General features: G+C 64.3%; 18 protein-coding genes and 1 pseudogene. 2 read left to right on the top strand and 17 right to left on the bottom strand.

The window, feature by feature from the left end; genetic code table 11:
* Positions 1-7: 7 nt before the first annotated feature.
* The 3 genes and pseudogenes from CJD35_RS11810 to CJD35_RS11800 all read right to left on the bottom strand — a co-directional run bounded on the left by CJD35_RS11810 (position 8) and on the right by CJD35_RS11800 (position 4,833).
* Positions 8-2,505, bottom strand: a pseudogene (locus CJD35_RS11810) (sensor domain-containing protein).
* Between the two features lie 147 nt (positions 2,506-2,652).
* Positions 2,653-3,471 carry an arginyltransferase gene (locus CJD35_RS11805; protein ID WP_017182541.1) on the bottom strand — a complete coding sequence of 273 codons (819 nt, stop codon included), beginning with the start codon at positions 3,469-3,471 and terminating at the stop codon, positions 2,653-2,655.
* A 114-nt stretch (positions 3,472-3,585) separates the two neighbouring features.
* A complete protein-coding gene (locus tag CJD35_RS11800) occupies positions 3,586-4,833 on the bottom strand; it encodes a threonine ammonia-lyase (RefSeq protein WP_017182542.1) in 1,248 nt (415 codons plus the stop codon).
* A gap of 96 nt (positions 4,834-4,929) precedes the next feature.
* Between CJD35_RS11800 and CJD35_RS11795 the strand changes: the two genes are divergently transcribed.
* Together CJD35_RS11795 and CJD35_RS11790 are read left to right on the top strand one after the other, a co-directional pair.
* Positions 4,930-5,799 (top strand): NAD(P)-dependent oxidoreductase, encoded by an 870-nt coding sequence (locus CJD35_RS11795; protein ID WP_026002285.1) that lies wholly within the window; start codon positions 4,930-4,932, stop codon positions 5,797-5,799.
* A 14-nt stretch (positions 5,800-5,813) separates the two neighbouring features.
* Complete coding sequence (locus CJD35_RS11790; RefSeq protein WP_380823571.1) at positions 5,814-7,535, top strand: amidohydrolase; 1,722 nt, start codon at positions 5,814-5,816, stop codon at positions 7,533-7,535.
* Positions 7,536-7,541: 6 nt separating this feature from the next.
* On the opposite strand, the gene CJD35_RS11785 is transcribed toward CJD35_RS11790, so the two are convergent.
* From CJD35_RS11785 to CJD35_RS11720, 14 genes are all read right to left on the bottom strand, one after another.
* The gene (locus tag CJD35_RS11785) at positions 7,542-9,284 is read right to left on the bottom strand and encodes a hypothetical protein (protein WP_026002286.1); all 1,743 of its coding nucleotides are present in this window, start codon (positions 9,282-9,284) and stop codon (positions 7,542-7,544) included.
* Between the two features lie 2 nt (positions 9,285-9,286).
* Entirely contained in the window at positions 9,287-10,033 is a 747-nt protein-coding gene (locus CJD35_RS11780; RefSeq protein ID WP_017182546.1) for an FkbM family methyltransferase, read from the bottom strand.
* Positions 10,030-11,175 (bottom strand): glycosyltransferase family 4 protein, encoded by a 1,146-nt coding sequence (locus CJD35_RS11775; RefSeq protein WP_017182547.1) that lies wholly within the window; start codon positions 11,173-11,175, stop codon positions 10,030-10,032. Before CJD35_RS11775 ends, CJD35_RS11780 begins: the two co-directional genes overlap by 4 nt.
* Complete coding sequence (locus CJD35_RS11770; protein ID WP_037514363.1) at positions 11,172-12,452, bottom strand: hypothetical protein; 1,281 nt, start codon at positions 12,450-12,452, stop codon at positions 11,172-11,174. The genes CJD35_RS11775 and CJD35_RS11770 overlap by 4 nt, the downstream gene beginning before the upstream one ends.
* A 14-nt stretch (positions 12,453-12,466) precedes the next feature.
* Positions 12,467-13,219, bottom strand: coding sequence for a class I SAM-dependent methyltransferase (locus CJD35_RS11765; RefSeq protein ID WP_026002287.1), 753 nt, complete (start codon positions 13,217-13,219; stop codon positions 12,467-12,469).
* A 62-nt stretch (positions 13,220-13,281) separates the two neighbouring features.
* The gene (locus CJD35_RS11760) at positions 13,282-14,409 is read right to left on the bottom strand and encodes a glycosyltransferase family 2 protein (protein WP_017182550.1); all 1,128 of its coding nucleotides are present in this window, start codon (positions 14,407-14,409) and stop codon (positions 13,282-13,284) included.
* 2 nt (positions 14,410-14,411) lie between these two features.
* Positions 14,412-15,743, bottom strand: a complete 1,332-nt coding sequence (locus tag CJD35_RS11755; RefSeq protein ID WP_174703657.1) for a sugar transferase — start codon at positions 15,741-15,743, stop codon at positions 14,412-14,414.
* A gap of 123 nt (positions 15,744-15,866) precedes the next feature.
* On the bottom strand, positions 15,867-17,762 hold the full coding sequence (locus tag CJD35_RS11750; protein ID WP_017182552.1) for an XrtA/PEP-CTERM system amidotransferase: 1,896 nt from the start codon (positions 17,760-17,762) through the stop codon (positions 15,867-15,869).
* Positions 17,763-17,772: 10 nt separating this feature from the next.
* On the bottom strand, positions 17,773-19,308 hold the full coding sequence (gene xrtA / locus CJD35_RS11745; RefSeq protein WP_017181314.1) for an exosortase A: 1,536 nt from the start codon (positions 19,306-19,308) through the stop codon (positions 17,773-17,775).
* A complete protein-coding gene (locus CJD35_RS11740; RefSeq protein ID WP_017181315.1) occupies positions 19,305-20,528 on the bottom strand; it encodes a TIGR03087 family PEP-CTERM/XrtA system glycosyltransferase in 1,224 nt (407 codons plus the stop codon). Before CJD35_RS11740 ends, xrtA begins: the two co-directional genes overlap by 4 nt.
* Entirely contained in the window at positions 20,525-21,598 is a 1,074-nt protein-coding gene (locus CJD35_RS11735) for a FemAB family XrtA/PEP-CTERM system-associated protein (RefSeq protein WP_086485473.1), read from the bottom strand. The genes CJD35_RS11740 and CJD35_RS11735 overlap by 4 nt, the downstream gene beginning before the upstream one ends.
* 66 nt (positions 21,599-21,664) lie before the next feature.
* Positions 21,665-22,735: a FemAB family XrtA/PEP-CTERM system-associated protein gene (locus tag CJD35_RS11730; protein WP_017181317.1), complete on the bottom strand. Its 1,071-nt coding sequence runs from the start codon at positions 22,733-22,735 to the stop codon at positions 21,665-21,667.
* Positions 22,732-23,580 carry an XrtA system polysaccharide deacetylase gene (locus CJD35_RS11725; protein ID WP_017181318.1) on the bottom strand — a complete coding sequence of 283 codons (849 nt, stop codon included), beginning with the start codon at positions 23,578-23,580 and terminating at the stop codon, positions 22,732-22,734. Before CJD35_RS11725 ends, CJD35_RS11730 begins: the two co-directional genes overlap by 4 nt.
* Positions 23,581-23,624: 44 nt before the next feature.
* Positions 23,625-25,112: an XrtA/PEP-CTERM system-associated ATPase gene (locus CJD35_RS11720; protein WP_017181319.1), complete on the bottom strand. Its 1,488-nt coding sequence runs from the start codon at positions 25,110-25,112 to the stop codon at positions 23,625-23,627.
* Between the last annotated feature and the right edge of the window lie 10 nt (positions 25,113-25,122).

The raw sequence follows: 25,122 nt of genomic DNA, 5'->3' as shown, positions 1-25,122 counted from the left end.
GGCCCTGTCATTTTGCCAGAGGTGGCGTGATGGCGGCACGGGGCTGCGGACGGCCCAGATGAAAGCCCTGGCCGATGATACAGCCATGGGCCAGAAGCCGGTCGGCCTGCGCTGCGCTCTCCACCCCTTCGGCGACGACATCCATGCCGAAACTGCCGCCCAGCTTGACGATGGCGTCGACAATGGCCGCGTCGCCCGCATCCTCTTCGATGTTCGAGACAAAGCTGCGATCGATCTTCAATATATCAACCGGATATTGTTTGAGGTGGCTGAGCGAGGCAAAGCCGGTGCCGAAATCGTCCAGCGCGACGCGCACCCCCGCCTCTGAAAAATGCTGCAATGCCCGCTCCACCTGCCCGGCGCCGCGGCCCAGGAAAACAGTCTCGGTCACCTCTATTTCCAGATGTTCCGGCGGCACGGCGAACAGCGCAAGTTGTTCCAGCACCCGATCCGCAAAGTCCCCCGCGCAAAATCGGCGGCGGACGCATTGATCGCGACGCGACCGGGATCATGACCGGCCTGCAACCATCCGCGCACATCGCGCAAAACGCTGTCGAGCATCTGTTCGGTCAACGCCACGGCAATTTCGGCATGTTCAAAACCAGCCGCTATGCTGCCGGGCAATTGCAGGCCCAAACGCGGATGATGCCAGCGCAACAGCGCTTCATAACCCAATACCTGGCCATTACGCAGATCAACCTTGGGTTGATAATAGGGTGTCACCAGCCGATCGGCGATGATGCTCCGGGCCATGCCGATCATTGAACTGCGCTGCTGTGCCTGCGCGCGCAGATCGGAATGGAACAGGGTCAGGCGGCCACGGCCGGCGGCTTTCGACGCATAGAGCGCCAGGTCCGCCGCTTTAAGCAGATCCTCCGCCCGATCACCATGATCGCCAAACACCGCGCCGCCGATGCTGACCCCGCAATCGATCGAACGGCCATTATGGACATGGGGCGTGCGCAGGCTTTCGATCAGCTTCGCGCTCCACGCCTCCAGTGCCGCGCCATCGGTCAATGACGGCGCGATCAGGCCGAATTCGTCACCCCCCAGCCGTCCCAGAAGCGCGTCCGGCGGGGCAATCGCCGCAAGGCGTCCGGCAAAGGCGCATAGCAAGGCATCGCCCGCGTCATGGCCCAGCGAATCATTCGTGCGTTTAAGATCGTCAATATCGAGCAGAAGCAGGCCAAAGCGTTTGCCGGTTTGCCCCTGTCGTTCGGCCATATCGTCGAGCGTCGCCTGCCATAAGGCGCGGTTTGGCAAGCGAGTCATGGGATCATGCGTTGCGGCCCAGCGGATGCGGTCCTCGGCATCACGCTGATCGGTCACGTCCAGAAATGTCACGATGACGCGCTGCGCCCGTCCGGATTCAGATCGTGTGGTCCAGCCGCTGCTCCTGATCCAGCGCAAGGCGCCATCACTGGCGCGGTGGACCCGCAATGTCGCCTCGAAATGGGGCGGAACGGCGCCGGAAGCGACTGCGTCCAGCATGACCCGCAGGGTCTCACGATCGTCAGGATGGACGATCGACAGCGCCAGTTCGCTGGTCGCAGGTTGATCCTCGCTCAGACCCAGCATCGCGCGAAATTCAGCCGACCAGCGGCGTTCGCCAGTTGCGACGTCGAAATCCCAAATGCCCAGCCGCGCCGCCTGCACCGCCAGACGCGAACGTTCCTCGCTGTCCGCCAGCGCGCGCAGGGCGAGCTTTTGCGCGTGCACATCCTCCAGCGTGCCATACCAGCGGACAATCTGCCCCTGCTCGTCGCGGCGCGCCGCCGCGCGGGCACGCATCCAGCGATAGCCGCCATCGCGCAGCCGGATACGATAATCGATGTCGATCGGCGCGCCGGATGCCAGATGCTTGGTCCAAATGGTGATAGTCCGGGGCAGATCGTCCGGGTGGAGCGCGACAAGCCAGCCGGTTCCCAGCGCCTTCTTCGCGACCATGCCGGTCAGGTTCAGCCAGCGCGGTCCAACTTCCTCAATCGCGCCATCGGGGGCAGCGGTCCACGGTACCTGCGGGCTCAGTTCGACTGACCAGCGATAATGTTCCCGGCTTTCGGCCAACGCCCTTTCCAGCGCGCGAGCCTGGCTATCGTGGCGATCGTGCACATCTTCCAACGTGCCATAATAGCGGACCAGGCCATCCGTGCTGGTCATCCGCCGCATTCGAAGAAGGCACCACCGCCGCTGGCCGTCCGTGCCCGGCAATCGCACGGTCAGGGGCTGCGGCTGCTCCTCCGCGATCGCGGCCTTCAGCAGGACGCGACGGTCCGCGCGGTCCAGCAATGCGCGCCATGTCTTGCCGGCCAAACCAGCATCCTGGTCAGTCGCCAATATCCGGCCCCGTGCATCGGCGATCCAACGCGACAAGGAAGGCGACAAATGATTAAAGACCGGCGAAAACAGTATTTCATTTCGATCATGTAATGAAATGTCGATCCGCTGACCGTCATCCAGCGCTCGCCGGAAATCATCGAATCGGCGTTCAGCAAAGCGATCCATCGCCAGCCTCCGCCCATGTCGCCATCATTGCGTTCATCATGGCAGGACTAGCCGAGAAAGTTAAACAACCTCCTCACACTCTGTCATTCTGGTCGGATTTACTTGCCGCGCGCGCGAAAATAATAGCAAATCTATGGAATAGGGCCGCTATTTGCGAAACATGCTCGCCAGTTCGATTGGCAGCGGAGGCTCGTCACGCTGCGCAACGTGACGAATAGCCTGATCCTGCTCATCAGGATCGAACCGGACCCAGCCGGCCCGGCTCAGCTTTTCGAGCGGTCGATAGCGGACCTTATATTGCATCCGCGCCGAACCGTCGACCCAGTAACCCAGATAGACATAGGGCAGGCCCGCCGCCGAAGCGCGCAGGATATGGTCCATGATGATGAAATTACCCAGCCCCGGACGATTGTCCAACTCTGTGTCGAAGAAGCTGTAGATCATCGACAGGCCATCGCCCTGCCGATCCGTCAGGCAAGCGCCGACCAGCTTGCCGACGCGCCCGTCGACGCCGGGTTCGCGATATTCAACGACATGGCTGTCGACCGGGGTCTGTTCGACCATGTCGGCAAAATCCATCTCGTCCATCTCGGTCATGCCGCCGCCGGGATGACGTGCCGACAGATAGCGCTGGAGCAGCGCATATTGTTCTTCGGTCGACCATGGCTTGCAGGCGGTGACCGTCAGGTCGCTGTTGCGGCGGATCAGCTTGCGCTGGGTCGCGTTGGGGCGAAATTCGTCCGTGACGACACGCACCGAAACACATGCCGAACAATCGGCGCAACTGGGGCGATAGGCGACATTCTGGCTGCGGCGAAAGCCGATGCGGCCCAGCGCATCGTTGAGTTCGGCGGCGTTGTCCCCGTTCAGTTCGGTAAACACCTTCCGCTCGCTGCGCCCCGGCAGATAGGGGCAGGGCGACGGATTGGTCACGAAAAAGCGGGGAAAACGAAAAGGTGCAGTCACGCTCCAATATCCCCTTCGTGGCGGCGGCGCGGGTGGATCATGCCGCGACTATGCCGTTGCGACGCGCCTATGAAAAGAGCGTTTACCACGAAATGTTAAGAGATCGTTCGCGCGTCACGCAACCTCGATCGGCGCAACCTCATAGCCAGCCTCGCCCAGTGCCGCGATGAGCCGCTGGAGATGGGCGCGATCGCGCGTCTCGCATTCCACGTCCAGGCTCAGCCCCTTGGCCGGCAGGTTCGTGAAAATACGCTGATGCGCCAGTTCCAATATGTTGACCGCTTCCTGATCGAAAATCTTGGCCACATGAAACAGCGCGCCCGGCCGGTCCTGCAGAATGATACGCAACCGCGCCAGACGGCCCGACCGGGCCAGATCGCGCAGCAGAACATTGGCCAGCAGTCGGGTATCGATATTGCCGCCGGTCAGGATAAGCCCGACATTGCGGCCGACAAATTGGTCGCGATAGGTCAGCAGCGCGGCAAGGCCCGCCGCCCCTGCCCCTTCCACCACGGTCTTTTCAATCTGGAGCAAGAGGCTCAGCGCCTCCTCCAGCCGTCGTTCGTCGACCAGCAGCACATCGTCCGCCAACCGTTCGACAAAGCGGCGCGTCAATTCGCCCGGCTGCTTGACGGCAATGCCTTCCGCCAGCGTGTCGCCGTCACAGGCAAGGTCCGCGCCCTTGATGAAATCATACATGGACGGATAAAGTTCGGCCTGCACGCCGACCAGCCTTATATCCGGCTTCATCGCCCGTGCGGCCGTCGCCATGCCGGAAAACAACCCGCCACCGCCGATCGGAATGATCAGCGTATCGATCTCCGGCGCATCCTCCAGCATTTCGAGCGCGACCGTCCCCTGCCCCGCCATAATGTCCGGCTCGTCAAAGGGATGGATGAAGGTCAACCCCTGCTCCACCTCCAGCAGCCGCGCATGGGCATAGGCGTCATCGAACTTTTCGCCATATTGCACCACGGTCGCGCCATGACCCTGGGTCTGGGTGACCTTCACCGTAGGCGTCGTCGTGGGCATGACGATGGTGACAGGCACGCCCAGCCGCTTGCCATGATAGGCCAGCCCCTGCGCATGATTGCCCGCCGACGCGGCTATGACACCCTTGGCCTTGGCCGCGTCGTCCAGCTGCAACAGGCGGTTGAGGGCGCCGCGTTCCTTATAGGCTGCGGTGAATTGAAGATTTTCAAACTTCAGATAGACCTTGCAGCCCAGCATCGTCGACAGAGTCTGGCTGATCAGCGTCGGCGTCTTGACGATCGAACCGGCAATCCGGGTCCGCGCGGCAAGAATGTCATCGACGGTGATCGGCAGCGGCAAGGCGCTCTCTATCTTCGCTAAGCTGTTCATGGCCCGCCCCCTAGCGGAAAATTGCGCGTGAAGAAACTGGCACTGTCGGAAAACTGGCCCTATGGCTTGGTCTGGCGCACTAAATATACGGGGCATATGGCTAATATCGCGTTTATCGGCCTGGGCGTCATGGGCGGCCCGATCGCAGGCCATCTGGCAAAGGCGGGGCACAGCCTCACCGTCTATAACCGCTCCATCGGCAAGGCGAAAAGCTGGGCGGAAGCCTATGGCGGCACGGTGGCGATCAGCCCGGCCAAGGCGGCCGAGGAAGCGGACATCGTCATCAGTTGCGTGGGCAATGACGACGATCTGGCCCAAGTGACGCTGGGGCGCGAGGGCGCATTTCGCACGATGAAGCCGGGCGGGCTGTTCATCGACCACACAACGGTATCGGCCCGAATCGCGCGGCAATTGTTCGTCGAAGGCGAAAGCCGGGGCATCCACAGCGTCGATGCGCCGGTATCGGGCGGTCAGGCAGGCGCGGAAAATGGCCGACTGTCGATCATGTGCGGCGGCAGCGAACCGGCGGTCACCGCCGCGAAGATCGTGATGAACGCCTATGCCGCGCGGATCGTCCATGTCGGCGGCGCGGGGGCTGGCCAGACGACCAAGATGGTGAACCAGATCTGCATCGGCGGCGTGTTGCAAGGGCTGGCCGAAGCGCTGCGCTTTGCGCAGGCGGCGGAACTGGATCTGGACGCGGTTTTTGAAGCGATCTCCGGCGGTGCGGCGCAGAGCTGGCAAATGGACAATCGCTGGAAAACGATGGCGCAGGACCGTTTCGATTTCGGCTTCGCAGTCGATTGGATGCGCAAGGATCTGGGGCTGGCACTGGAAGAGGCGCGGGCGAACGGCGCCACCCTGCCGGTGACGGCGATGGTCGATCAATTTTACGCAGACGTGCAGGCGCTGGGCGGCAGCCGGCAGGACACGAGCGCGCTGGTGCGAAGGATTACGCGGGCGTGAAGGCTGACATTCCTATGGTTCGCGCTGCTGCATTGGCCCGCGCAGGTTGCTTGACGATCGCGGCTCTGACCGCCTCCACCCTCCCCGCCTTCGCGTCCGGGGTCATTGATAACGTCAACGGCATGGCGGTCGATCCCGATGGCAAGATCGTGCATTTTCGCGCGCTGCTGATCGACGATGACGGCAAGGTCGAAAAATTGCTGCCTGATCGCTATCAGGAGCCGGAATATAAGCCCAAAAAGCCCAAAAAGGGCCAACCCTGGCCCGAACGGCCCAAAGGGTTGTCCTTCCGCATGGATGCGGGGGGCAAGACGCTGATCCCCGGCCTGATCGACGCGCACGGTCATGTCATGGGGCTGGGCCTGGCGCTCATCACGCTGGACCTGTCAGATACCAAGTCTTTGGCGGAGGCGCAGGCCAAGATCAGAGCCTATGCGCAGGATGGTGCTGGCCGCAAATGGATCATCGGCACGGGCTGGAATCAGGAACAATGGGGGCTGGGCCGATTCCCGACAGCGGCGGATCTGGACGCGGCGGTCAGCGATATTCCGGTATGGCTGGAGCGGGTGGACGGCCATGCGGGCTGGGCCAACAGCGCCGCAATCCGCGCGGCGGGCGTGACGGCGGCGACCAAGGCGCCTGTCGGGGGCCGGATCGAAATGGCGGCGGGCAAGCCTGCTGGCGTGTTCGTGGACAAGGCAATGGACCTGATCGCAAAGGTCGTCCCCGCCCCTGCGCCGAAAGACCGCGACATCGCCTTTGAAAAGGCGCAACGCGCGTTGCTGGCGACCGGGATCACCGGCATTGCCGACATGGGGACGAGCATAGAGGATTGGCAGGCATTCCGCCGATCCGCCGACCGGGGCGCATTGCGCGTGCGGATCATGGCCTATGCGGCGGGCATCGGCAATATGACCCTGATCGCCGGGCCGGAACCGACACCATGGCTGTATGACGACCGGCTGCGGCTGGGCGGGATCAAGCTGGTGCTGGACGGGGCGCTGGGATCGCGCGGCGCGTGGCTGAAGGCGGACTATGCGGACGCGCCGGGGCAACGCGGTCTGCCGATGATCCCCGACACGCAACTGCGCAACATCATGAGCCGCGCGGCGATGGACAATTTCCAGATCGCCACCCATGCCATCGGCGACGCGGCGAACAGCGAGATATTGGACGCGATCCAGGAATTGTCGGAAACCTATAAGGGCGACCGGCGCTGGCGGATCGAACATGCGCAGATTGTCAGCCCTTCCGACCTGCCGCGCTTCGCGCAGTTCGGCATCATCGCATCGATGCAACCCGTGCATGAAGCGTCCGACTGGCGCATGGCGACCGCGCGGCTGGGCGAGGCACGACTGGCGGGTGCCTATGCGTGGAAGGCGATGCTGGATAACCGGGTGCCGCTGGCCTTTGGCTCCGACGTGCCGGTCGAAAGCTCCAATCCCTTTGTCGGCATCGCCGTCGCGATGAGCCGCGAGGATGGTAAGGGTGAACCGATCGGCGGATGGCTGCCGCAGCAAAAGATCAGTTTCGAGGCGGCACTGGACGGCTTCACCCGCCAGGCCGCCTATGCCGGTTTCGCGGAAAAACGCTTTGGCAGTCTGGTGCCGGGGCAGCGGGCGGATTTCCTGCTGATTGATCGGGACATTGCCACCGCCCGCCCGGCCGACATTCGCGCGACGCAAGTGCTGGAAACATGGATTGGCGGCAAGCGGGTCTATGTGAAGGGGCAATAGCCCGCTTCACATGGCATTGTCGGCGGCTTCCAATGCATCCTCGAATGTTTCGGGGAGCGGCGGCTGGACCGGCTTGTCGCAGCCTTCTTCCTTCATATGCGCGCGCAGGGCGTCCATGCGGCCCAGGTTCCACCGCGCCAGCGGCACGCCGAGGGGCCGGAATTCGGCGCGATCGAACAGTTCGACGACATAATTATGGCATAGCTCATCGACCTGATCGAGCGTCAGCATCCCCATATTCATGACCATCGGCTTGCCCGGCACGCCATTGCGGCCGCGCACCAGATCCGTGACGTAAAGGCCGCCACGCGGATCGACCAGCACGACATCGGCCTGGCTGGAATCGATCAGCCGATGGCTGGCGGCGTAGGGCGCGACGAATGCATGGGTGCGCCAGACCAGAAAGATGCTGGCAAGGCCAGTGATGAACAGGCCGATGATCAGCGGCCTGAGCGCATCGCGCGGCCGGAAACGCGCCCAGCCAAGCCCGGCCAGCAGACAGAAGGGGCCGATATAGCCATGGGCATAGCGAAAGCCCCAGCCATAGCCCTGCGCCAGCGCCAGCGCGCATCCGGCCAGACAGCCAAGCGCCAGCGGCAGCGCGATTTCCTGCCCCCTGATCGCCCGCTTCCACCGCATTGCGGCGATGCCGAGCGCAGCCAGGGGCACCATCAATATATTATTCCAGGCGACGAAGCGGCTGAGATTGACCAGCGGCTGCCAGCGATCGCCCAGCCGCTGGAACAGGCTGCCAACCTTGTCCGCAACGCCGGCGGAGGGACGGACGTCCGCTGGCGCGCCGAGCATATCGAGCAGGAAGGCCGGCCAGATCTTGGCCCAGACGATGACGATTGCCACAAGGGTCAGCGCATGGAAGGCCGCCACCGTCCAGCGACGAGCAAGCAGCATCCACAGGATGAACGGCGCGATGAAGATGGGCGGAAAATGCCATTGATGCAGCCCGGCGGCGACCAGCGCTACGACACCCGCGCTGACATGGCCGAGCACCCCGCCCCGCAGCACCAGCGCCAGCCACACCATGTTGAGCGCGAAATGCCCGGTCATGGCATAGGGCGTCATCGCCGTGATCCACAACTGGCTGGACGAACAACCCAGCAGGACAGTCACCCACACCGCATCGGGCCGATCGGGCATCAGGTGCAGCGCGACGCGCCAGAGGGCGAACAGGCCGGTGATCAGCAATACCGGGCCCGCCATGTTGGGATCCCCCAATTGCCAGAATAGCGCCTGGATCGCGCTGTTCACCGGCAGATAAGCCGCCGTCCAATAATCCGCAGCGCCGAAGGGGGAAAAGAATTCGGGCATGATCGCGCGGCGATAGGGTTCCCATTCGATCGGGATCGGCCGGGCGAACAGCCCCTCACGCATATAGGCGGCGGCGAAACGGGCGACCTCCTCATCGCGGGAAATGGCGTAATCCTGAAACAGGGCGTAATGACCCGCCCAGGCCGCCAGCCCCATCAGCACGATCAGCGGCACGACGATCCGCGCGGTGGGTCGCGGCAGGATGATCCCGCGCCCTTCGGCAAAGGGTGCGGCGAGCGCCATCAGCAGCAAGGGCATGATCAGGGCGGGGAAATCCTGATCCAGAAACAGGATGACCGCCAGGCTGATCCCCTGACGATAGGTGACGTGCCACAGGAACGTCGCGCCCAGCCACAATGTCAGGCCGATCGCCCCCGCCAGGAACAGGCGGCGCGCGCTGAAAAAGGACGCGGGCGACTCCATGATCAATCCTGAACCAGCGCCCGGTTGACGAAAATGCCGTCCATTTCGACGAGTAGCGGGAAATGCCCCTTATTATTGGCGAAGAAGGCCGAAGGGATGAAGGCGCGCGCGTCCAGCCACTCGATCATCGCGCGATAGCCGGTGCCGCCTTCGTAAATGGGTCGCACCCCCAGTTCGGTCTGCACGCCCGTCATCTGCGCCAGTGCCGCGCCCGCTCCTTCGCAAACCGACAGGTCATGTCCCTGCGTATCCATTTTCAGGAACGGTCGGGAAAAACCATGCTGCGCGATCAATTCAGGCAACAGCGTATCTAGGCGGCGACAAGGTGTGGCGAGTGTCTGCGTCACCTTGTTACGGCGCGCGAAAATATCGTCCTGTGCGCTGGACGGCGCCTTGAGCGAGGAAAATTGATCGGCGGCCATGATGTTGAAATCGGCGGTGCCGTCAAAATCCGACAGCGCCATGTTGAACACATGCCAGCGGCGGTCCGAAGCCGCGCGCATTTGCAGTTCGGCGAACACGGCCGGGTTCGGCTCGAAGGAAAGGATCAGGCCGCGATAGCCCGCATCCTTGCGTGCCATCGTCGCATATTGGCCGCGATTGGCGCCGACGTCGAACAGGCAGTCGACCTTGAACCCCGACAGAAAGCGCTTCAACGCCTGAATTTCGGGATATTGATGCACGCGACCGGCCAGCGCCAGGCGCAGCGCAAGCAGGCGATCGGCGGCCTCACGAACATAGCGGTTCATGCGCGCGCGGCCAGCACTGCGTTGTAGATGCCGATCGTCGCCACCGCCATGTCCTTCCAATCCCCCATTATCGTCCCATAGGCGCGCGCCTGGCCGCCCTGTTTTTGCCTGATGGCGGCGCTTTGTACCAGCGGCAAGAGGGCTTGGGCGAGCGCCGATGCATTTCCCGCCGGAAAGCGGGTCGCTACGCCTTCGGGCAATTGGCCGAACATGCCTGCGTCCGACGTCACCATCGCCTTGCCATGGTGCAGCGCGGACAGGAACGCGCCGCTGGAATCGATATGGCGATAGGGGAAGGCGATGACATCGGACTTGACCATATGCGCGTCGAGACGGCCTTCGGTCAGGAAGCCGAAATCGGTCAGCAGACGATCGGCAAAGCCAGCGGCGCGGACCTTCTGGAGCAAGGGCGCGACATCCATGAAGGGTTTGCCCGCCAGCACCAGTTCAAAGGCGTGGCCCGCCTGCCATTGCTGAAGGCAGGCATCGATCAGCAGATCGACGCCCTTATAGGGACGGATCGTCCCGAAGAAGAGGATGCGCGGCACGGCTGGATCGAGAACGGAGGCAAGGTCTGCGGCAGTGGCCGTCATCAATTGCATCGGCGGGTGCGGCGTCACATGGATATGCGCGGGATCGATCCCCTGCCCCACCAGCGCGGCGCGCGTGGTGTCGCCATGGACGACCAGCGCGTCGAACTGATCGAGCAACGCCCGATAGCCCCTGCCCTGCACCCCGGCATCGGCATGATAGGCGTCGGCATTGTGAACGGTGTGGACCAGCGCGGTGCGGCCCTTCAACCGGCGCAGCATCAATCGGTCGGCAGGCGCCAGCGGCAGCCACTGGACATGGACGACATCGGCGCGCGCAAGCGGCCCCATGTCGCCGAGCGCGCAGGACAGCCCATATTCCATCGCCTTGGCGACGCGGAAGGGGCGGCCTTCGCCGATCCGCTTGCGCAGCGCCTCACTATGGCGGAAGAAATGCGGGACATAGCGATAGCCCTGCGGGTCGATCGCGTCGGTCGCGCGCATCGGGCGGGCAAGCAGGGTCACGTCCGCCCCCGCCCCGGCCAGCGCCGCGCAGAGGCTGTCGTCATAGCGCCCGGTAAAGAGCGAGGGATCAAGCATCGCGACCTTCATCGCCGCACCAACCGGCGCAGCGAGACTGCATGCAGGGCCGCGGCCAGCAGCAGCGTCAGCGCATAGAGACCAAGGAAGGCAAGATCGAAACGTTCCGGCCAGAGCAGGCGGGCGAGCGGGACGCTGAGCAGCGACCCGGCGAGGAAGGGAAGCGAACGGGCGAGCAGATGCGAAAAGCGGCCCAGCGCCGCCTGCACATAGACCGACACGCACAGCAGCGCGAGAGCGAGGAGCGCGACGACGATAAGGATGAGATCGGCGCGATCGATGCTGGCGCGACCGTCGAACAATATGGCGAACAGCCGGTCGCCAGCGCCCAAGAGCAGGGCGGACAGCGCCAGGGCGAAGACCATCGCAGCCCCCAGCGCCCGGCCAAGCAACTGGCGCAGCCGTACCGCGTCGCCCGCATGATAGGCCCGGGTGATGCGGGGGAGCGCGGCTTCCACCAGCGCGCGGACCAACATCGACAGTGACCTCGACATCTTGAAGAAGAAATCGAACAGCAGCATCGGCCGGGCGTCGCTGGTCGCCAGCGCAATCGTGAAATAGGGGGCGTTATAGGCGATGATGTCGGAAACGGTGAAAGCCGCCGACGCCCCTATGTCGCGCAGATAATGGGTGCGGACATGGCCACCGCCCACGCGGAAGGCGATCCAGTGGCGCGGCCGCATGCCAAGGCGATGGTGGACATGGGCGATCGCCCAGCCGATGACGAGGAGGCTGACCAGGAGTTGCAAGGCAAGCGACAGGCGCGGGTCCAGCCCGGCCAGGATCGACAGCAGCAGCGCGATGGTGACGACCCGCCGCCCGCAATCGAGCGCTTCCCACAGGAAATTGCCGTCCACCGCCGCCAACGCCCGCTTGGCCAGCAGGCCCGGCAGGTTGAGGCAGGCGGACAGGAAAAAGAGGATGAACAGCAAGGGCATGGCCGTGCCGATCCATCCCGCCGCCAGCGCGACGAGCAGGATGATCGTACCGCCCGCGACGATCAGGCCAAGGAACAGGAACAGCACCCCCATTTCCTCCAGGCGGAACGCGCCTATGTCGCCTTCACTGCCGCCCAGCCAGTGGCGTCGCAGCCGGGCGTAGATGATGCTGGTCAACCCGAATTCGGCCGAAATGGTGAAATTGCCGAAGGCGACGAGCAGCAGGAAGGACTGGAATTCGGCCAGCGGCAGGGCGCGCACGAACACGAAGGTGACGGCGAAACCCCAGATGAGGATCAGGCCGACATTGGCAAGCTTCACCAGCGCAAGGATACGGGCGGACGCCTCCATCCGCGCGAGGCTGCTCACCGCGCGGCGGCCCCGCCGGGTTTGCGGGCGCGAAACAGCCGGTCGTCCAGCGCATAGAAATGGCGGGTCGCGACGTCGATGCTGGCGGCGTCGATTTCCTCCAGATCGAAACCCGCCGCGCGGATGCGATCGGCAAAATCCGGCCCATATTGGCGGACATGGTCCCACTGGCCAAAGCGGCGCTCCCGCTCGCGCGGGGGCATGGCGAAGCTGCCATCCTCGGTCGGCTTTTCCCATAAAGGCACGATCAGCCAGGCTTCGCCACCGGGTTTCAGCGCGCGCAAAATGTTACGCAGCACGGCCATGTCGTCAGGCACATGCTCCATCACATGGCTGGCGTAGAACAGGTCGTAGCGATCGGTATCGGCAAGTTCCATCAGGTCGACGCGGTGCATGTTCGGCACGGTGTAGCGCGACGGGTCGAGATCGGCGGGGATATAGTCGGCAGCGGCGGCAAAGCGGCGGACAAGGCTGGCTTCATTGGGCGCCATATGCAGGATCGCGCCGTCGGTCGGCACCGTCAGCGTCCCCTGGGCCATCAGCCAGTTCATCAGCCGCTCGCGCGGCGATGCGCCGCATTCCGGGCACCCCCATTCGCCATTGTCGCCATAGCGAAAGAAACCGACGACCGTCGCGCCACAGGCCGGACAGCCGCGGTTAGCCCGCGCGCCCAGCGCCTTGCGCAGTTTCAGCGCGGTTCGGGTCAGATGCTTGCCGACAGCCTTGGCCACCCGCTGAACAGTAATCACGTCATTCTCCGATGGGGAACAGCATTGGCGCTATACAAGATCGCACGGCTTTGACGAGAGGGTCAGCGCGACTTGGCCGGATTCCAGATGGTGACGGTGCGTCCGGTCATCGCCTTGGCCACGCCTTGCAGGGTCGCGGCATAGGCGATCAGCACGTCGACCAGTGCGGCGAAGGGGCCGCTTCGGGCACGGATGCCGCGCCAGATGACCAAGGCGACGACCAGCGCGCCGATCAGATAGAGCATCGGCGATATGCGCAGCGCCAATGCGCCCGCCGCGATCGCGCCGGTCAGGATGAACAGCCCGCCGAACCAGCGGACAATCTTGCGAGAGGCATATTTGAAGCGGTCGATCGCGGCCATGCGGCGCAATTGCGGGCCAAGATGGCTGTGCGTGTGCCAGGCGCGGGCAGCGATGCGTACCTTGCGCCGATATTCGTCCTTGCGAGCCGTGACCAGCCGTTCGCGCGCGATCACATCCTTTGCCTTCACCAACCGTTTTCCCGCGAACACCACCGCCATGGAGACGGTGAGGTCGTCGAGCACGCTGTCGGGGAAATCGGGATAGAGGCTGCGGCGGATCGAGAAGATCGAGCCGTCCGCCCCCAGCACATTGCCGGTGCGCGATTCCTCGTCCTTCAACCGCTCCTCGATCCGCCAGTAGAGCGATCCGACCGAAGCGGTCGCACTTTCGCCCTGTCCGACATAATGGAGCGACCCCAGCACGCCGCCAATGTCCGGGTCAGCATAGCGGGCGAGCAGATTGTCGATCGCTTCGGAATCGAGCAGCACATTGGCGTCGGTGAAGATCAATATGTCGCCGCGCGCACGCGCCGCGAGCTGCTTCATGCCATGGGCCTTGCCGCTGCGACCGGGGCCACGGATCAGCGTGACGAGATCGCCCTGCGCCGCGATCAGATCGCCCGTGCCGTCGGACGATCCGTCATCGAAGGCCAGCAGTTCCAGGCTGGGGTGCTGGCGTTTGAGCATGGCCAGATTGGCGAGCTTTTCGGGCATCGCATCCGCCTCGTTATAGGCGCAGAACAGCAGCGAGGCGCTGGGCGTCGGTCCCGCGACGGGCCGTTCGGGCTGTGTCGGCAATGCGCGCAACACGAGCGGATAGAAGAGGAACGGCCACAGCACAGCGACCAGCGAGACGAGAAGGAGCGCGCCAAGCCAGAGGTCGGTCATGCTCAATAGGCCTTGTGATGGAAGAGCACGCCCAGCGTCGCGACGATGATCCGCAGGTCGCGCCAGACCGACCAGGCGGTGACATATTCAAGGTCCGATTGCAGCCGGTCGATCAGATCCTGATGATGATCGGTCGATCCGCGATGGCCGCGCACCTGCGCCAGGCCGGTCATACCCGGCTTGATGCAATGACGCGCCCAGTAGCGGGCATCGACTTCCCAATAGAGCGTGTCGCCTGCCTTCGCCGCTGCGGCATGAGGACGCGGGCCGACAATGCTCATGTCGCCGTTCAATACATTGAAAAGCTGGGGAAGTTCATCGATGCTGGACTTGCGCAGGAAGGCACCGACGCGGGTAACCCGATTGTCGTCGCGCGCGGTCAAAGTCTCCGCCCTGCTGTCGCTCGCCTCGGCGCGCATCGAGCGAAATTTGTAGATCTGGAAGGACCGCCCGTCCTTGCCGATGCGCGGCTGGCGGAAGATGACGGGGCCGGGGCTGGTCAGCTTCACCGCCAGCGCAGCGACGACGAGAATTGGCGACAGGATGATCGCCGCCGCGCCCGCGACGATGACGTCAAACAGGCGCTTGATCAGGCGGTCGCGGAACTGGAGCGGGCCGCCCGCGACGATGATGGTCGGCTGGCCGTCAAATTCATCGACCCGCGCAGGCGCGAAGCGGAGCAGTTCGGGCACGATGATTTCGCCCCGCGCCGACAGGGATTTGAGCGCCGCTGACCATCCATCCATCCGGTCGAGCGGACAGGCGACGATGACCCGTTCGGCCATGCCGACCGCTTGCGCCAGCCGCGCCGCCATGTCGGCGTCATGCCGTTCGGGGCGCAGATCGGCGGCGGCCGCTTCGATGATCAGCATGTGGGGGCCGGTTTCCACAGCGACGCCGTCCATGATGACGGCGGTCAGGTGCGGCACTTCGCCCAGCAAGCGCTTGGCAAGCCGCACAACCAGAAGCCGCACCAGCACGACCGCTATTGCGCCCAATCCCAGCCCGACAATGAAGGTCAGGCGCGAAAGCTGTTCGGCGATCTTGCCCAGATAGACGATCAGCAGCATCAGCAAGGCCGCCTGCGCCAGCGCCAGCAGCGCGCGCGAAATGCCGCGCCGGACATTTTCCAGGCTGTGGATGCCATAGCCGCCGCCCTGCACGCCAAGCAGCGCATAGAGCGGCGCGATCATCGCGAACATGACGAGGCCGTGCGGCTTGCCCGGTTCCCCCCAAAGCGCGCCCAGCACGAACCAGTTGGCCGCGAGAAACGCACACACCAGCCCTGCCATGTCGCCAGCCAGGCTCAGGGCATAGAGCCGCAGCCGGACCATTTCCTTGGAGACTGTCACTGATGCGCCCTGCTTATCGCCATGTGCCCCGTTGGCACCGGGCGCGATCGGTTGCAAGGGGGAGAGTCAGCACCCCATCCGTTCGTAAGACATGCACTATTCGGGTTAAATCCCGAACAGCCGTTCCAGCGACTTGTCGAGCATCAGCAATTGCCAGAGCAGCCGCCCATGATCGGCCATGCCGGATTTATGGTCCGCCGCGATTTTGGCCAAAGCCTTGGGATCGAACCATCCCGTGCGCGCCAGCGACGATCCGCCTGCGATCGCCGTCGCCTCGCCCGCAAGCGCGCCACGGAACCAGGCGCTGATGGGGGTGACGAAGCCCATTTTCTGGCGATAGAGTATGTCCTGCGGCAAATAGGGTTCCATCGCCTTTTTCAGCAGATATTTGCCGCTATTGCCCCTGATCCGCTGATTGACCGGCAGGCGCGCGGCAAATTCGACGAGGCGATGGTCGAGCAATGGTTCGCGTGCCTCCAGGCTGACGGCCATGCTCATCCGGTCGGTCTTGGTGAGGATGTCGCCGGGCAGCCAGATGCGGATGTCGGCATATTGGGCGCGGTCGAGCGGATCGCGAGCAGGGGCATCGGCCATTGCCTTGATGTAGCGATCTTCGGCGCGATAGGCGCCCAAACGGCTTTTCATGTCCTGATCGTAGAGCCGGTGGCGCAGCGCATGCGGCGTGACTCCGACCGACGCGGCATAGGCAGCCCCGCCCTCCCCCGCCAGTTCAAGGAAGGTCGATTTGGCCCGCAGCGCGCGCGGCGCCCAGTCCGCCTTGGGATAATATTTGCCGAGCGCGCCGAACAGGGGCTGACGGACGGAAGCCGGGATGAGGCCGCGTATCCGCTCCCCCTGCATCTGGAAGCGATGGCGGCGATAGCCTGCAAATGCTTCATCCGCGCCATCGCCCGACAGCGCCACTGTGACCTGTTCCCGCGCCAGTTCGCACACGCGAAAGGTCGGCAAGGCGGAGGCGTCGGCAAAGGGTTCGTCAAAATGGAAGGCAAGCCGGTCGATCAGGCCGTAGTCGTCTGGCGACACGATACGGGTGCGATGGTCGGTCGCAAAGCGGCGGGCGATGCGATCGGCAAAGGCGGTTTCGTCGAGCGAGGCGACATCGAAGCCGATGGTGCAGGTCTTGACCGCCTGGGACGAAGCTTCCGCCATCAGCGCGACCACGCTGCTACTGTCCACCCCGCCCGACAGGAAGGCGCCCAGCGGCACGTCCGCGACCATGCGGGACCGGACGGCCTGCCGCATCAGGGCGACCAGTTCTTCCTCCAGTTCCTGCGGTTTCGCCTTGGTCCGATCGGCGAAGCTGACGTCCCAATAGCGTTGGGGCTGGGGCAAAGGGCGACCGCGCACCAGCCGCAGCGTTTCGCCTGCGCCCAGCTTGCGCACGCCAGCGACCATGCAGGCGTCGTCGGGGACATAGCCATAGGCCATATAATCCTCGACCGCGCTCAGATCCGGCGCGCGGCGCAGCAACGGATGGGCGAGCAGGCTTTTCAGTTCCGATCCGAAGATCAGGCTGCCGTCGGACAGCAGGGCATAATGGAGCGGTTTGACTCCCAGCCGGTCGCGTACCAGCCAGAGCGATTGCGCCCGCGCATCGAACAGGGCGAAGGCGAACATGCCGTTGAAGCGGTGGACGCAATCCTCGCCCCATTGGCGATAGCCGTGGAGGATGACTTCGGTGTCGCTATGGGTGCGGAAGATGTGGCCCTTGGCCTCCAGTTCCGCGCGGACTTCGCCGAAATTATAGATTTCGCCGTTGAATATGACCGCCAGGCTTTTATCCTCGGTCAGCATGGGTTGCGCACCGGCCTCCAGGTCGATGATCGACAGGCGCAGATGGCCAAGGCCCACGCCGGGCGCGGTCCAGATGCCGCTGCCGTCCGGCCCGCGATGCGGCATCGCGTCGAGCATGGCGCGCACGCGCGCGGGATCGACCGGCTTGGCCGTTTCGAGATGAAAGATACCTGCTATGCCGCACATGGTGACCGCCCTAGCGCAAGCCCATCGCGCGGTCAGCCAAAAGCTTCACGTCACCCATATCGTCCAGGAAAGCATTGATGGCAGCGTCGGCGGACTGGCCTTCGCCCTCTTGCGCGGAAATGAGGATGGCGACGGCGCGCTGATCCTGTCCCAACAGGCGCGCTTTCATCGTTTCGATCTTGACCGCAGGGCGGCTGCCCGTGGGGTTTCCTGCCCCCACGACATAGAAGCTTACGACATGACGGACCACAGGGCCGGGCGCCGTGATCTGTTCGCCGCGCGCATTGGCGGGTGCGCGGGCGGGCGAGGACCAGACCCATTGGCTGTCCGGGTCCGCCGCGCCCTGACCAAAGCCGACCAGTTCGCGGCCTTCATCCTGCCGGGCATAGGCAATGATGGTCAGGTCGACGACCTGCCCCTTGTCATTGCGATAATGGCCAGTGACGCGATGATCCGCACCGTCGAAACGGGGTGTCCAGGGATAGCTTTGGTCAGAAGCGGTGCGGGTCCAGCCATCGACCAGCGGCAGATCGATTCGCGAAGGCAGCGGATCGGCGGTGGCGGCGGTTGCGGCGAGCCAGAGCGGCGCAGCGATAATCAGCACCAGGGCGATGCCGGCCACGGTGCCAGCCGACGTCCGATGCCGCACCGCCCCCTGCAACTGCGCCGGATCAAACCATGGATCGCCCGGCTTTCGATCGAAAAAGGGCCAGGCGGTGGCCATCACGACAATCATGATGATCGCGAAGAATATCCAGCCATAGACAACATGGTCGAAACCGACCGCCGCGTCCACGCTAGTCAGATGGGCGACGAGGATGGTGGCGAAGGCGCGCACGCCATTGGCCAGCACCGACAGGCCCAGCGCGCCGGTCATGAAGATGATGCGGCGCGGCCATGTGCGGAAGCAGACATTGCACACCAGCACGCCATAGGCCGTCATCGCGATCAGAAATTTTGCCCCGGAACAGGCCTCGGCCACCTCGAAATAGCCTGTCGGCGTCGTGATGAAGATGCCCTCCATATGGGCAGGCACCCCCGACAGGTCGAGGAAGAACATAGCAAGGCGGGCCGTCACCAGCTGAAGCGGCGGAACGATCTCCTCACCAAAGGGGACCATGAAGAAGGCATAGAAGAGCGGGAAGATGAGCGCGCGCGCGACCGCCGGGCCGAGCAGCGCGATCGTCACGCCCTGCAACATCATGACGAGCGCGCCATGGCGAACCATCGCCACGCCAGCCGCCGCGCCAACCAGCCAGGCCAGCGCTCCCAGCGCCAGCCAGACCAGCCCCGGCGGCCATGCCACCGGCTCCAGTTGGCGCAGGCCGGGCAGACGTTGCTGCACCAGCCAGGCGACGAGCAAAGGGATGAAGAGGCAATGGCCAAAGGTGGAGGCCGTCCACCAGATGGTGACCATCGACCAGAGATCGGCATGGAACAGCGCCAATATGGCAGAGGCAACGATGCCCAGCGCGGTCAGATGGCCGCGCCATCCGGTCCGGTCGATCAGCGGCACCCGGCCAAGCGAAAGCGCCCGAACGCTCATGCCGCCTGCGACCCCGCGTCGTGGCCGAACAGCAGATCGGGCAATCCGGCAAGTGTTGCCGACCAGCGGTAGCGCGCCTCCATCCGGGCGCGGCCAGCCAGACCGATCCGGGCGGCGCGGGCGGGGTCGGCAAGCAGGGCGATGACCTTCGCGGCCTCTTCAGCCGGGTTGGCGGCAATCAGAAATTCGGTGTCGTCGGCTGCGTCGATCCCCTCCGCAGCCTGTGGCGAGGCCACGACCGGCCGGGCCATCGCCATGGCTTCCAGCACCTTGTTCTGGATACCGCGCGCGATCCGTAGCGGGGCGACGACAATATCGGCCGCCGCCAGCCAGCCGCGCACATCGGGCACGCCGCCGGTGACGATAACGCCGGGCCGATCAGCCAGCGATTCGACCGCTTTGGTCGGGTTACGCCCGACAATGGCGAAGCGCGCCTGCGGGTGGACGGTCTGGATGGCAGGCAAGGTCTGGCGCGCGAAACTTTCCACCGCCTCGATATTGGGGCGATAATCCATCTGCCCTGTAAAGACGAGCAGCGGGCCAGCGCCATGGTCAATGGCGGGAAAGGCGGCGGCGGGATCGAAATAATCGAGCGCCACGCCATTTTCGAGTGCCACGATACGGTCCGGTCCCAGCCCGGACGCAGTGCGGAACAGCGCGGCTTCGGCTTCGCTGACGAAGGAGCAGGCGTCGGCGCGAGCGGCTATGGCGCGTTCGAAATCGAGCAGCACCCGCCCCTCGCGCCGGTTGATCCAGGCCATGGGGCCAGCGCCTTCCGCGCCATAGGCGGCATATTTGGCCGAATCGAAATCGACAAAATCCATCAGAAAACGGGTCTGGGGGGCAAGTTGGGGCACGAAATGCGCCATCTGCGCCGAATAGGCGACCACCGCCGCGATCGGCCTCTGCGACAATGTCTGCGCCACCCATTGATGCAGGCCGGGATGGTCGAACAGGGAGACCAGCAACGACTGGCCTTTGGCGAGGCCGGTCAGCCCGGCCACGACTTTCGACCGATCGCGCCGCAACAGGCACTGGCTGGCGGCCAGCTGCGCCAGATCGCCCCCATAGTCCATGTCGCGATCGTCATCGCCAAAGCAGCCGACATGGACCGGCGCAATCTGGGCCAGACGCTGAAGCAAATGATAGGAACGGATCTTGTCGCCGCGATCCGGCGGGAACGGGATACGGTGACACAGGAACAATATGTCGCCGGTCATCCCAGCCCCCGCGCGATGTGCGGGCCGATCAAGGTCGCGATCGCTTCGGGCAGCTTCTTCCAAAGCTCCACCTTGCGCCGATATTGCGGCGAGAGCGGATTGACATCGCGCGTCTCCTTGCCGGGCGCCGTGCGCAAATAATAGCCGAGCGGTTCACCGGCAAAGCCCCAGGTCTTTTTCCAGGCCGCCGGGCCAGTGCCGACCTTTGATCGGCCAAAATCGAATGTCGTCAGGCCACGTTCGCGCGATTGCCGCATCAGCAGGAAATAGAGGACTTCGTTGGAGCGCATCGCCCGTGCGCCCTCCGCCGCGCCATGCCAATAGGGCATGCAGGCGCCGTGATGATAGAGGCTAATGACGGCCGACAGCGGCTTGCCGTCCTTCGATACGATCGCGATGTCGGCATCCTTCCCCATATGGTCGAGCATGGCGTCGAACAGCCCACGGGGAAATACCGGCGTGCCCAGATTATGCACGCTGTGCGCATAGAGGCGGTAATGAATGTCGCGCAGCCTTTTGTCCCGGCCACATTCAAAGGTCAGGTCGTTGCCCAGCCCTTTGCGGATTTCGGCGCGATGACGCTTGGGCACGGCCTTCAACTCCGCTTCGTCATCGGCGGCGAGCGGTCGGGAGAAGCCCAGATAGGCGTCGGCCTTTTCCTGCCACACCGCGCCATCGGGCGCTTCGCCCCCACGCAGTTCCAGCGTGGAACAGCCCAGTTGTTCCGCCAGCGTCCAGGCCGCGTCGGCAAGCGCGGGGCCAGCCTTGCGATGCGTGGTCAGCAGTCCGCCATCGACCGCAAAGCCACTGCCGACCAGCGCACGACCAAACAGGGCGGAACGGATATAGGTGAGCGGCAGCACGCCGACAATGTCGCCGCCCGCCCGGCGCGCCACCAGCATCTTCGCCTTCTGGCCCGTCCCGGCCTCTACGCCCATGATCCAGGCGGGGCGTTGAAAGGGCGTCGAATCGGGATGCGCACAGACCCATGCGTCCAGTTCGGCGACGCAGGCTGCATCCGTGAGCCGCGCCTGCTCGACGATGACTGTCAGTCCGCTCATCATATTCATCGACGTTATTCCTATTGTCGCCCCGCCACCGATCTACGCGTGGAGGCTGAACATTTCGTATCCGTTTCAACCCAGTCCGCGCGAAATGAACGGGCCGATGAAATTGGCGATCGGTAGCGGCAATTTTTTCCAGAGCGCGACGCGGCGCTGATACCGGGCGCTGCCCGGATCGATGTCGCGCTGCGCGCCATCCGCCGACCAGGCGTGATAGACGAGGGGCAAGGGATAAAAGCCGAAACTCTTTTTCCACGCCGCCTGCCCGCTGCCCGCCTTCGACCGGCCGAAGTCGAACAGTGTCATGCCGCGCGCTCGGCCATGGGTCATAAGGCGATAATACATGAGTTCATTGGAGCGCAGCCGCCGTGCATCGGCAAGCCCACCGCCCCAATAGGGCATGACCCGCCCCTGATGGTAAAGCGTCAGCACCGCGGAAACGGGTCGGTCGCCTTCCCGGACGATCAGAATATCGGCATCCGCGCCAAACTGGTCCAGCACGGCGCGGAACAGGCGTCGCGGGAAAACCGGCGTGCCAAGGTTGCGGACGCTCGTGGCGTAAATATGATAATGGTCCCGCAAATGGCGCGCATCACGACCGATCTCTACGCTGAGCGCCGGATTGGCGAGCGCCTTGCGCAGTTCCGCGCGATGCTTGCGCGGGACGGCGAGGAGTTCCGCATCATCGTCCACGGCCAGCGGGCGCACGAAGCCGACATGCGCTCCATCCAGCCTTTGCCAACTGTCGCCGGGCGCGGGACCGCCCCGCAGTTCCAGCGACAGGCCGCCGCGTTCGCCCGCCAGCCCCTGCGCCGCCGCCGCCAGCACGGCGATGGCGCGATCATCCTCCGCCAATATGCCGCCACCGACCGCGAAAGCCGTGGACACGAGCGCGGCGCCGAACAGGCGGCTGCGCACATGATGCAGAGGCAGGATGCCCCTGATCTGGCCCGATGGCCCGACCGCTGCCAGCAGGAGCGCGCGATTGCCGGTCGCCTGCTCGGTCGCGTGCAGCCAGGCGGGACGATGGAAAGGCAATCCGTCGGCATGCGCGAGCACGAAGACATCGACCGCGCGCGCCTGCGCCGGATCATTCAGGTCCATCAGGATGACGGCCAGGTCAGCCCCATTACCCAGCATCATGGCGCGAGCGCCGCCTGCGCGTCAGCCAGCGCATCCACCCGTGTCCAGGCGAAATCGCGGGTCAGGCGGCGCAACTTGGCCGCCATGACCGACAGGTTGGTATAATGGCGCAGCCGTGAGCGCAGCGGCGCGTCGGCGCGGCGCGGCTGGCCGGGATCGATCTCCCATGGATGGAAATAGATGATCGCGGGTCGCCCGGCTTGCTCATTGACCTGCCGGATCGCCCAGCGGGAAAATTGATAGGGCAGCAGCCGGAAAAAGCCCCCGCCCCCCGCCGCCAGAGTCCGCTTGCCAAGCTTTGCGGTCGTCACGGGCAGCTCGACCAGATCGGACCCGGTCACCGGCTTCCATGCAAAGCGCGGCGAATCGGGCCAGCCATAATGATCGTGCCGGATCGGCGCGACGCTGGAGGAGTAGCGATAGCCCTCCTCCGCCAATATGGTATGCGCCCATGGCGTGCGTGGGTCGATGGAGAAGCTGGGCGCGCGATAGCCGGTGACCGCCTGCCCGCTGGCATCCTCCAAAATCGCGCGCGATTTGCGCAGGTCGGCGCGGAACTGATCGGGCGTGAAGGTGAACACCCGCGCATGATCATAGCCGTGGCTGGCGACCTCATGCCCCGCGTCGGCAATGCGGCGCATCAATGCGGGATAACGTTCGGCGACCCAGCCAAGCGTGAAGAAGGTGCCGGTCACACCCGCTTGGGCGAACAGGTCCAGCACCGCATCGGTATTGCGCTCGACACGGTGCGTCAGGCCGTCCCAGTCGGCGCGCCGGATCGTGCGCTCGAACGCGCCGACCTGAAACCAGTCCTCGACATCGACGGACAGGGCGTTCTGTATCATATGGCGCACCTTGGCCGGGCTGCCCGCACGGGGCAAGCCATGTGTCAGGCAGCAGCGCTGTCGCGCGGCGCCGCCATTCGTTCTTCCCGCTCGACCCAATCGACCAGCAGGGTCAGCACCCGGCGCAGCGCCGTGTCCTGTTCCTCGGCGCGAAATTCCAGCGATTGCAACCGCTCCTCGATCAGGGTGAAGCAATCCTTGAGCGCTTCGGGATCGACTGTCTGTGCCGGCGTGAAAGGCACATGCGCCTGCACTGCCCGCAGCGAGGAAATTTCCGCGCGCAGCGCTTCAATCTCGGCCAGCATGTCGTGGCGCAGGGCGTCGACCTGATCCGCGTCGATCGTGGCGACGGGTTGCGGCTCGATCTGTTCAGGCTGTGACTGTTCGAAGGTCGCCGATTCCACCATCTCTGGTTCCATTATCTCTGGCTCCTCCTCCGCTTCCTGCGCGTCCCAAGCTTCGACCGGCTCCTCGACAGCATCGAATGCCGTGTAGAAGGGTTCGCCGATTACAGCGTCCGGGGATGCCTCTGCCACCGGCGACTCATCGACCTGCGGCGCGGCAAAGGGTGCCGCGAAAGGCGCAGGCGCGGTAGCTTCCGCCTCTTCCTGCTCGACGACAGCCTCGCTGTCGGCCTCATCTGCGATCTCAGCGGCGGGTGCCTCCTCTACCTCCGCAACGCTATCGAGCGGCGACGGCGCGACCGGTTCGGGTGCGACATCGACGTCCAGCCCCATATCGGCCACGACAGCCTGCACTACATCCGCGTCAATCTCGCGCAACTGGTCGATCGCGCCCATCAGCAGCACGCGGCTCACCAAAGCGTTCAGGCGGCGCGGTACGCCACCTGTCGCAGCGTAGAGCGCGTCGAAGGCGGCGGGGGTGAATGTCGGGTTGCCCACCCATCCCGCGACCGTCAGGCGATGGATGATGTAAGGCTCGACCTCCTTGGCCATCATCGGTTCGAGATGATGGGTGGCAATGACGCGCTGGCGCAATTGTTCAAGCTGGTGCGATTTGAGCAGGTCGCGAAATTCCGGCTGGCCCAGCAGAAAAATCTGGAGCAGCGACTGTCCGCCAAGCTGAAAATTGGACAGCATCCGCAATTCCTCGATCGCGGACACCGGCAGGTTCTGCGCCTCGTCCACGATCAGCAGCGTGCGCCGTCCGGCGCGCGCCTGGCCATGGAGGAAGGCTTCGACCTTTTGCAGCGTCACGGCCTTGGACAAGCCATCGGTCGCCAGACCGAAGCTCTGCGCGGCGAGGCGCAGCATGTCATCGCCGCCCACCTGGGTCGACACGATCTTGACCGCCGTCAGCCGCGCCGGGTCGATCGTCTGCATCAGATGGCCGACCAGCGTCGTCTTGCCCGCGCCGATGTCGCCGGTAATGACGATGAAGCCTTCGCCCTGCGCCAAGCCATAGCCCAGATAGGACAAGGCCTTGCGATGGGTGGCGCTTTCAAAATAATAATGCGGGTCCGGCGTCAGCTGGAACGGGCGGCTCTGCAATCCATAATATTGATCGTACATCAAAATTCTC

Origin of the sequence: Sphingobium xenophagum (genome assembly GCF_002288285.1) — a bacterium.
GTDB classification, from domain to species: Bacteria; Pseudomonadota; Alphaproteobacteria; order Sphingomonadales; family Sphingomonadaceae; genus Sphingobium; species Sphingobium xenophagum.
This window is presented reverse-complemented; position numbering and strand designations above follow the sequence as displayed.